Raw genomic sequence first — 9,915 nt, 5'->3', positions numbered from 1 at the left:
CCGACCTGTCGCCCACGCCGCTGTCCCCGCAGCTCGACGGCCCCGGGGAGCACCCCGACCAGCAGTGAGGAAGACCGCCTCGCACACCGTCGTCCCGTGACATGCCGCCCCCGCGTCCCGACGCGGGGCGGCATGTCGCGTTGTCGGACGTCGCCAGGCGTTGTCCGGTGGGCCCGCGGGCAGAACTCAGCGACCGGCCGCCCCGGCGACCGACGTGCGGAGGAGCAGCCCGATGCCGATGCAGCCCTGGTTCCGAGAGGCCAGACTCGGGATCCTCGTCCACTACGGGATCTACGCCGTGGACGGCGTGGAGGAGTCGTGGTCCTTCTACCGGGGCGACGTCGGCCACGAACGGTACATGGCCCAGCTGGAGCGCTTCACCGCCGACGCCTACGACCCCGAGGCGTGGGCCGGCCTGTTCTCCCGGGCGGGGGCCGGGTACGCCGTCCTCACCACCAGGCACCACGACGGCGTGTCCCTCTGGGACACCGCCCACGGCGGACCGGACACGGTGCGGCACGCACCGGCCCGACGGGACCTCGTGAGCGGCTACGTGCAGGCGCTGCGCGCCCGCGGCCTGAGGGTCGGCTTCTACTACAGCCTCAGCGACTGGAACCACCCCGACTACGCCAGCGTCGTGCACTCCGATCCCGGCAGCGCCATTACCGTCGAGTCCGCCCTCACCAGCCCCTACGTCGTCCCGGCGGACGGCGAGGAGGACCCGGACGCGTGGCGGCGCTACCGCCACCGCCTGCACGGGCAGGTGACCGAGCTGGCGCGCCGGTTCCGGCCGGACCTGTTCTGGTTCGACGGCGAGTGGGAACGCAGCGCCGAGCAGTGGGGCACGGACGAGATCGCCGACCGCGTCCTGACCGAGAATCCCGACACCGTCCTCAACGGCCGCCTGCTCGGCCACGGCGACTACGCCACCCCGGAGCGGGGCGTTCCCGTGACGGCCCCCGACGGGCCGTGGGAACTCGCCCTGCCCCCTGAACGACTCCTGGAGCCACCGCCCCGACGACCACCGCTACAAGTCGGTCACGAAGCTGGTGCGCTACTTCAGCGAGACGATCGGCATGGGCGGGAACCTGCTGCTGGCCGTGGGCCCCCGGGGCGACGGCGCCTTCCCGGCCGAGGCGGTCGCCCGGCTGGAGGGCCTCGGCGCCTGGATCGCCCGGCGCGGCGCCGCCGTCCACGGCACGGTCGCCGGGCTGCCGCCCGGGCACCACTACGGCCCCAGCACCCTCTCGGCGGACGGCCGCACCCTCTACCTGTTCTGCCTGGACGTACCGCGCGAGGTCGTCTCCCTGCGCGGTCTGGTGAACCGCGTCGAGCGGGTGACCGTCGTCGGGCCGGGAACCGTGCTCGCCCACAGCACGGATCCCGGACTGGACGGTGTGCCGGGCCCGACGTGGATCGACGCACCGGCCGCCGCGGACGTCGACGACCACGCGACGGTCCTGGCCGTCGAGCTGGACGGGCCGCTGCCCCTGTACCGCGGCCGGGGGCGCGGCTGACGGCGGCCCGGGCACGTACGGCGACGGGAGTACCGGACCCGTGCACGCGTTTCACCCGGGGCCGGGCGCCCGGTCCGCCGCCCGTGCGAGGGTCGTGTCGAGGAACGCCCGGGTGGCGGGGGTGACCTGGCCCTCGCGGTGGACGAGCCACTGGGCGATCCGTTCGGGCGGTGCGAAGGAATGGACGGCGGCGCCCGCGCGCCGTGCGAGGTCGGCCCAGCCGTCGGGCATGAGCGCCGCGCCGATGCCCTCAAGCACCATCGGCAGCACCATGCTGCGGTCGGCCACCTCCGCGGCCACGGCGAGGTCGCCCACGGTGGCCGAGAAGCGGTCGAACAGTGCCCGTACGGCCGTGGTCGGCCCGGTGGTGACGAAGCGCATTCCGCGCAGTTCCCCGGGCCGCACGGCCGGGCCGGCGCCGTCCAGGACGGTGCCCGGCGGCAGTACCAGCAGGAACTCCTCGTCCCGCAGGTAGTGGGCGGTCAGCCCGGGCCCGGTGGGCCGCACGGGGCTGCCACAGACGCCCGCCTCGCAGCGGCCCTGCGCCACCATGGTGACCACTTCGGCGGCCGACCCGGCCGAGGAGACGCTGACGGTGACCCCGGGGTGCCGCTCGCGCAGCTCGGCGACGACGCCCACGACCGGCTCCAGACCGGAGGACGAGGTGGCCGCGACGTCGACCCGGCCGACCGGGCCCTCGCCGAGCGCGCGGGCCGCCGCCCGCAGCGCCTGGAAGTCCCGGAGGACCAGTCGCGCCCGCTCCGCCAGCGCCTCGCCCGCGGTGCTGAGCACCGCCCGGCGGCCGACCCGGTGGAAGAGGGTGACGCCGAGGTCGCGCTCCAGGTTGCCGACGGCCCGGGACAGGGAGGGCTGGGCGACGTGCAGCGCCCGGGCGGCGGCGGTGAAGCCGCCGTGCTCGACGATCGCCACGAAGTACTCGAGCTGACGGCGTTCCAAGAGGTCGCTCCTCGACGGTCGTACTGACGGCGACGCGCGCCCGCATCCATAGCTGTTCGCTATCTCGACAGTGTCATACATGTCTTGGACGTACGCGTGCCGTGCGGGTTTACTCGCGCCATGTTCACCACACGCCCCACGCTGCAGGGCACTTTCGGCATGGCCTCGTCCACGCACTGGCTGGCCTCCTCCGTCGCCATGGCCGTACTGGAGGATGACGGCAACGCGTTCGACGCCGCGGTGGCGGCGGCCTTCGTGCTGCACGTCGTGGAACCGCACCTCAACGGTCCCGCCGGCGAGGTGCCGATCATCCTGGCCCCGGCCGGGCGCGGGCCCCGGGTGCTGTGCGGGCAGGGGCCCGCGCCCGCCGGGGCGAGCATCGCGCACTACACCTCGCTCGGCCTGGAGCTCGTCCCCGGCACCGGTCCGCTGGCCGCCGCCGTGCCCGGCGCGTTCGACGCGTGGATGCTGCTGCTGCGCGACCACGGCACGAAGGGCCTGGCGGACGTGCTGAAGTACGCCATCGGCTACGCCGAGCACGGGCACCCGGTGGTCGAGCGGGTCGGCGGGACGGTCGAGACGGTGCGGGAGCTGTTCGAGGCCGAGTGGACCACCTCGGCCGAGGTGTATCTGCCCGGCGGCCGCTCACCCGCGCCGGGCAGCCTGCTGAAGAACCCCGCGCTGGCGGCGACCTGGCGGCGCCTGCTCGCCGAGGCGGGGGCCGCCGTCCCGGACGGTGCCGGCACGGGGCGCAGGGAGGCGGAGATCGAGGCGGCGCGCCGGGTGTGGCGGGAGGGCTTCATAGCCGAGGCGCTCGCCGAGTTCGCCGCCCGGCCCGTCATGGACACCTCCGGCGAGCGGCACGCGGGCACCCTCACCGGTGACGACCTGGCCGGGTTCGCCGCGCACTACGAAGAGCCGGTCACCCACGACTGGAACGGCTGGACCGTGGCCAAGGCCGGCCCGTGGAGCCAGGGCCCGGCGCTGCTCCAGCAACTCGCCCTGCTGAACGACGACTTCGGGACCGCCGGGAGCGGTGCGGCGTACGGGAGCGCCGAGTACGTGCACACCCTCGTCGAGGGCACCAAGCTCGCGATGGCCGACCGCGAGGCCTGGTACGGCGACGCGGAGGGCGCCGACGTGCCGCTGCGGACGCTGCTGTCGCCGGAGTACAACGCGGAGCGGCGGGCGCTGGTCGAAGCCGGGAACGCGTCGTACGAACTGCGGCCCGGCAGCCCCGACGGGCGTTCGCCCCGGCTGCCCAAGCGTGCCTCGGGGCAGGCGGATCCGGTGGTGCCCGCCGCTCCGGGGGCCGGCGAGCCGACCGTGGCCCGCGACGGCGCCACCCGGGGCGACACCTGCCACCTCGACGTCGTCGACCGCTGGGGCAACATGATCTCGGCGACGCCCAGCGGCGGCTGGCTGCAGTCCAACCCCGTCGTGCCCGGCCTGGGCTTCCCGCTGGGCACCCGGCTGCAGATGACCTGGCTGGAGCCGGGCCTGCCGAACTCGCTGTCGCCCGGCCGCCGCCCACGCACCACCCTGACCCCGTCCCTGGCCCTGCGCGACGGTGTTCCGGTACTCGCCTTCGGCACTCCTGGCGGCGATCAGCAGGACCAGTGGAGCCTGCATTTCCTGCTGGCCGTGGCCCTGCGCGAAAAATTCCGCGGCGGTTACGATCTGCAGGGCGCGATCGACGCCCCCAACTGGCACACGGAAGGATTCCCTTCTTCCTTCTATCCGCGCGCCATGAATCCCGGGACGATCACTGTGGAATCCCGTGTCGGCGACCCCGTGGTGGCGGAGTTGCGTCGCCGCGGACACCGCGTCACAGTGAATAACCCCTGGTCGGAGGGGCGTCTGTGCGCGGTGGCCCGCGATCCGGAGACGGGTGTACTGTCGGCCGCGGCGAATCCGCGCATGATGCAGGGGTATGCCGTCGGGCGGTGAACTCCGCGGCACACGGAAATTCCCGTTTCTTAATGCAGTGGAAATAGTTCACGGGGGCCTCCGGGGATAGCGTACGGGAAATCCTGACGAAGGAGCCGTGCGCCGAGTTGGAGCCCCCGTGCAGTTCTTGAAGTCCCTGCAGTTCTTGAAGTCCCGGCAATTCTCGAAGTCCCCGAGCGGAATGTCCCGGCGCATTCCCGCAGCCGTGTCCGCCCTCCTGGCCGCAACTGTCCTCTCGGGCTGCGTCCCCGTCCAGGCCGTCACCGCGCCCGCCCGCCGGGCCGAGGCCTACGGCACCCCGGTCGGGGACCAGCCGGTCCGCTCCGGCGGCCGGGTGACGATGGGCCTGTCCTCCGAACCGGACCGCCTGGACCCCACCACCTCCAGCTCCCTCTACACGCGCTACGTGATGAGCACGATCTGCGAGAAGCTCTACGACCTCGACGACGAGGGGCAGGTCGTCCCCCAGCTGGCCGCCGCGCTGCCGGACATCAGCGCCGACGGCCGCACCGTGACCATCCCGGTCCGCGACGGAATCACCTTCGCGGACGGCACCCCGTTCGACGCCGCCGCCGTCCGCACCAGCCTGGAGCGCCACCTCACCCTGCCCACCTCGCAGCGCTCCTCCGAGATGGGTCCGGTCGACAGCGTGCGGGCGCCCGACGCCCGTACCGTCGTGGTCCGCTACAAGACGCCCTTCGCGCCGCTCACCGCCGCGCTCGCCGACCGCGCCGGCATGATCATGTCGCCGAAGGCGCTGGCCGCGACGGGTGACGACTTCGGCGACCACCCGGTCTGCGTCGGCCCGTTCAAGTTCGTCGAGCGTGTCCCCCAGACGTCGATCACGGTCACCCGCGACCCGCTCTACTACGACGCCGACGACGTCCGCCTCGACTCCATCACCTACCGGATCATGCCGGACGCCAACATCCGTGCCGCCAACCTGCGCTCCGGTGACATTCAGGTCGCCGACGCCATCTCGCCGCAGGACGTGGACGCCCTACGGAAGGAGTCCGGCCTCACCCTGCTGCAGTCCGGGTCGCTCGGGTACACGGGCGTCACCATCAACACCGGCAACGTGAACGGCGTGGGCGAGCCGACCGGGCGCATCGACACCCCGATCGCGAGCGACCGCAGGGTGCGGGAGGCCTTCGCCGCCTCCGTCGACCGCGGCGCGCTCGCCGACACGGCCTTCAACAGCTGGTACGAGACGGCCTGTTCGCCCATCGCCCCGCAGAGCACCTACGCCTCCGACGCGAGCGGTGCCTGTTCCCCGTACGACCCCGCCCGCTCGCGCCGCCTCCTCGCCGAGGCCGGCGTCGACACCCCGTACCGCGTCACCATCCAGGTCTCCAACTCCCAGGACCAGCTCCGTTACGCCCAGGCCCTCCGGGCCAGCATCGCCGAGGGCGGCTTCGACCTGCGCATCGTGCCGGTCGAGTACTCCACCCTCCTCGACGTGCAGAAGCGCGGCACCTTCGAGCTGGTGCTGCTCGGCTGGTCCGGCCGCATCGACCCGGACGCCAACACCTCCCGCTTCCTCGCCACCGGTTCGTCGGCCAACTACGGCGGCTTCTCCTCGCAGCAGCTGGACGACCTGCTCGCCCGCGCCTCGCGCAGCACCGACACCGCCGAACGCACCGCCCTGTACGGCGAGGCCGTCGAAGTGATCCAGCGCGAGAACCCTCTCGTCTACACCTACCGCCAGCGCTACCTGACCGCCGTCTCCACCTCCCTGGCCGGCGTCCAGGTCTACTCCGACGGCGTGGTCCGGCTCGGCAGGGCCGCCTACCGCGCGGCCGGGAAGGAGGGCTGAGAGATCATGCTCCGCTACCTCGGGAACCGGCTCTGGCAGTCGGCCCTCACCCTCGTCCTCGCCTCCGTCGTCGTCTTCCTCGGCGTCCGCGCACTGCCCGGGGACCCGGCGACCACCATGGCCGGCGAGGAGGCCGCCCCCGCCACCATCGCCGCCGTCCGCGCCGAACTCGGTCTGGACCAGCCGCTGGTGATGCAGTACCTGAAATTCGCCGGGAACGCCCTGACCGGGGACTTCGGCGAATCCGTCCGCACCGGCACGCCCGTCGTCGACCTGATCGGCGCCACCCTGCCGGTGACCGTCCAGCTCGCCCTGTACGCCATGGCGATCGCCGTCCTGCTCGGGGTGACGGCCGGGGTGCTGGCCGCCGTCTTCCGCGGCCGCTGGCCGGAGTGGGTGGCGAACGGCTTCTCGCTCACCGCCCTGTCCGTGCCGACCTTTTGGCTCGGCATCCTCGCCGTGCTCTACCTGTCGGTGAACCTCGGCTGGTTCCCCGCCTCCGGGTACGTCTCGCCGCTCGACGACCCGTTGCGCGGCCTGTACCACCTCACCCTGCCCGCGCTGATCCTGGGCCTCGCGCACTCGGCCGTCGTCATGCGCCAGACCCGGGGTTCCATGGTCGGCTCCCTCACCGCCGACTTCGTCCGCACCGCCCGCGCCAAGGGCCTCGGCGGCCCCGCGGTCGTCTTCCGCTGCGGGCTGCGCAACAGCCTGGTCGTCGTGGTCACCGTCGTCGGCCTGGAACTGGGCGGCCTGATCGGCGGCGCCGTCGTCACCGAGCGGATCTTCACGCTGCCCGGCGTCGGCAAGCTCACCCTCGACTCGGTGTTCAGCCGCGACTACCCGGTGATCCAGGCCGTGGTCCTGGTGATCACCGGCGCCTACATCGTCATCAACCTGCTCGTCGACGTCCTCTACACGGTGATCGACCCGCGTATACGAATCTCCGGGAGGACCCGATGACCACCGTGACGCAGACCCCGCTCACCCCGGGCACCACCACGGCGGCGCCGGCCGCGGACGGCCGGTCCCGCGGCCGGATCCTGCGCAGGCTGCTGCGCGACCCGATGGGCGTCGCCGGCGCCGTGCTCCTGCTGATCGTGCTGGTCGCCGGGGTGTTCGCCCCGTGGCTGGCGCCGTACCCGCCCACCGAGGTGCACTTCCGCACCCCGTTCCAGCAGCCCGCCACCGTCGGGTTCGCCCTGGGCACCGACGACCTCGGCCGCGACATCCTCTCCCGCATGCTGTACGGCGCCCGCGCCTCGCTCCAGGTGGGCGCGCTGGCGGTGCTGCTGGCCGTGGCGGTCGGCGTGCCGCTCGGGCTGCTCGCCGGGTACTGGCGGTGGCTGGACACCCTGGTGTCCCGGTTCGCCGACCTGATGCTCGCCTTTCCGTTCCTGATCCTCGCCGTGGGCCTCGCCGCCATCAACGGGGGTGGCCTCGCCAACGCGGCCGTCGCCATCGGCATCGCCCACGTCCCCGCCATGATCCGCGTCGTACGCGCCGAGACGCTGCGGCTGGCCGGCGCCGACTTCGTGCTCGCCGCGCACGCCATGGACGCCGGGCCGGTTCGCGTCCTCGGCCGGCACATCCTGCCCAACGCGCTCTCCGCGATCATCGTCCAGGCAACAGTGATCATGCCGGCGGCGGTCCTCGGCGAGGCCGTCCTCTCCTTCCTCGGGCTCGGCATCCAGCCCCCCGACCCGAGCCTCGGCATCATGCTCGCCGACGCCCAGAACTACCTGATGCGCACCCCGTGGCCAGGTGTCTTCCCCGGTGTCGCGATCGCCCTGATCTGCCTGGGCTTCAACCTCTTCGGCGACGCCCTGCGCGACGCCCTCGACCCCAAGACGAAGTCTTATGGAGGCCGGCGATGACGACGATACCCCCGTCCGTGAGCACCTCGGACGCGCCGCTGCTGCACGTGGAGAACCTGTGCGTGGCCTTCGGCGGCAACCCCGCCGTACGCGGCGCGGACCTCACCGTGGCGCCGGGCGAACGCGTGGCCGTGGTGGGCCAGTCCGGCTCCGGCAAGTCGACCCTCGCCCACGCCGTCATGGGCCTGCTGCCCGGCTCCGCCCGCATCACGGACGGCTCGATCCGCCTGGCCGGCGAGGACATCACGCACGCTCCCGAGAAGCGGCTGCGGCAGTTGCGCGGGCGGGTGGTGGGCCTGGTTCCGCAGGACCCGATGACCAACCTCAACCCGGCCGCCCGAGTGGGCCGCCAGGTCGCCGAGACCCTGCGCACCCACGGCCTGGCCGACCGGCGCACGGCGGCCGACCGCGCCGTGGAACTCCTCGCCCGGGCGGGCCTGCCCGAGCCCGGGCGGCGCGCCCGGCAGTACCCGCACGAACTCTCCGGCGGGCAGCGCCAGCGCGTACTGATCGCCATCGGTCTGGCCTGCCGCCCGGACCTGCTGATCGCGGACGAGCCGACGTCGGCGCTGGACGTGACGGTCCAGCAGCAGATCCTCGACCACCTGCAGTCCCTCACCCGGGACCTGGGCACCGCCCTCCTCCTCATCACCCACGACCTCGGGCTGGCCGCCGAACGGGCCGACCGGGTCGTGGTGATGGCCCAGGGCGAGGTGGCCGAGACGGGCCCCGCCCGCCAGGTCCTCACCGCCCCGACCCACGAGTACACCCGCCGCCTGGTGGCGGCGGCTCCTTCCCTCCACGCCGGGTTCCGCCCCCGTACACCCGCTCCGGACCCGGAACCCCTGCTCACGGTCGAGCGCGTGAGCAAGGAGTACCGGATCGCGCGCGGGTCCGCGCCGTTCAAGGCGGTGGACGAGGTGTCGTTCACGGTGGGGCGGGGCCGGACCACCGCGGTGGTGGGCGAGTCCGGCTCGGGCAAGACGACGACGGCCCGCATGGTCCTGGGCCTGCTCGCGCCCACCGACGGCACCATCACCCTCGACGGCACTACGGTCGCGGGCGCCGGGGCCGCCCGGGGCGCCGCCCGCCGCGCGGCCCGCCGCGCCATGCAGCCGGTGTTCCAGGACCCGTACGCCTCGCTCGACCCGATGTTCACGGTCGAGCAGCTGATCACCGAGCCCCTCACGGTGTTCGGAGTGGGCGACCGGACCGGGCGCCGCACCCGTGTGACGGAGCTCCTGGACCAGGTGGCCCTGCCCGCCGGCACGGCTCACCGCCACCCGGGCGAGCTCTCCGGCGGCCAGCGTCAGCGCGTCGCCATCGCCCGCGCCCTGGCCCTCTCCCCCTCCCTGGTCGTCTGCGACGAGCCCGTCTCCGCGCTCGACGTCCTCGTGCAGGACCAGGTGCTCACCCTCCTGCGCACCCTTCAGGACGACCTCGGCGTCAGCTACCTCTTCATCTCCCACGACCTCGCGGTGGTCCGGGAGGTCGCCCACGAGGTGGTGGTGATGAAGGAAGGACGTGTGGTGGAGCAGGGAGCGGTGGAGAAGGTGCTCGGCACGCCTGAACACCTATACACACGGCGGCTGTTGGACGCCGTGCCGGGTGCGGAGGTGGGGGCGGGGGTGGTGTAGGGCGAGGAGGAAAAGAGAAAGGCAAGGAGGTCATCCGCTCCTTGCCACTCTCAACTTATAGCGCACCGGGGGGCTTGCGGCAAGGCCCCGGTCGTCCCGCAGAATCACCGGCCGAGGCCAGGAACTGCGGGAACGGGAACGGGGATGCGCATGCGTGTGGT

General features: G+C 73.0%; 6 protein-coding genes and 1 pseudogene. 6 read left to right on the top strand and 1 reads right to left on the bottom strand.

The genetic code is table 11. The annotated features are described in order from the left end of the window. Window positions 1-232: 232 nt before the first annotated feature. Window positions 233-1,517, top strand: a pseudogene (locus UW392_RS66210) (alpha-L-fucosidase). Window positions 1,518-1,568: 51 nt separating this feature from the next. Here UW392_RS66210 and UW392_RS66205 read toward each other — a convergent pair. Next, the gene (locus UW392_RS66205; RefSeq protein ID WP_320785118.1) at window positions 1,569-2,474 is read right to left on the bottom strand and encodes a LysR family transcriptional regulator; all 906 of its coding nucleotides are present in this window, start codon (window positions 2,472-2,474) and stop codon (window positions 1,569-1,571) included. A gap of 120 nt (window positions 2,475-2,594) precedes the next feature. Between UW392_RS66205 and UW392_RS66200 the strand changes: the two genes are divergently transcribed. From UW392_RS66200 to UW392_RS66180, 5 genes are all read left to right on the top strand, one after another. Next, a complete protein-coding gene (locus UW392_RS66200) occupies window positions 2,595-4,424 on the top strand; it encodes a gamma-glutamyltransferase family protein (protein WP_320785117.1) in 1,830 nt (609 codons plus the stop codon). A gap of 205 nt (window positions 4,425-4,629) precedes the next feature. Next, window positions 4,630-6,240: an ABC transporter substrate-binding protein gene (locus UW392_RS66195; protein WP_320785116.1), complete on the top strand. Its 1,611-nt coding sequence runs from the start codon at window positions 4,630-4,632 to the stop codon at window positions 6,238-6,240. 6 nt (window positions 6,241-6,246) lie between these two features. Further along, entirely contained in the window at window positions 6,247-7,203 is a 957-nt protein-coding gene (locus tag UW392_RS66190) for an ABC transporter permease (protein ID WP_320785115.1), read from the top strand. After that, on the top strand, window positions 7,200-8,117 hold the full coding sequence (locus tag UW392_RS66185; RefSeq protein ID WP_320785114.1) for an ABC transporter permease: 918 nt from the start codon (window positions 7,200-7,202) through the stop codon (window positions 8,115-8,117). Before UW392_RS66190 ends, UW392_RS66185 begins: the two co-directional genes overlap by 4 nt. Then, window positions 8,114-9,754 (top strand): dipeptide ABC transporter ATP-binding protein, encoded by a 1,641-nt coding sequence (locus UW392_RS66180; protein ID WP_414497882.1) that lies wholly within the window; start codon window positions 8,114-8,116, stop codon window positions 9,752-9,754. Before UW392_RS66185 ends, UW392_RS66180 begins: the two co-directional genes overlap by 4 nt. Window positions 9,755-9,915: the final 161 nt, after the last annotated feature.

Source organism: Streptomyces sp. CRN 30 (assembly GCF_034105845.1).
This window is presented reverse-complemented; position numbering and strand designations above follow the sequence as displayed.

Excerpts from the sequence above, each read along its gene's own strand:
- UW392_RS66200 (WP_320785117.1), top strand. The coding sequence starts at position 2,595 with ATGTTCACCACACGCCCCACGCTGCAGGGCACTTTCGGCATGGCCTCG.
- UW392_RS66190 (WP_320785115.1), top strand. The coding sequence starts at position 6,247 with ATGCTCCGCTACCTCGGGAACCGGCTCTGGCAGTCGGCCCTCACCCTC.
- UW392_RS66185 (WP_320785114.1), top strand. The coding sequence starts at position 7,200 with ATGACCACCGTGACGCAGACCCCGCTCACCCCGGGCACCACCACGGCG.
- UW392_RS66180 (WP_414497882.1), top strand. The coding sequence starts at position 8,114 with ATGACGACGATACCCCCGTCCGTGAGCACCTCGGACGCGCCGCTGCTG.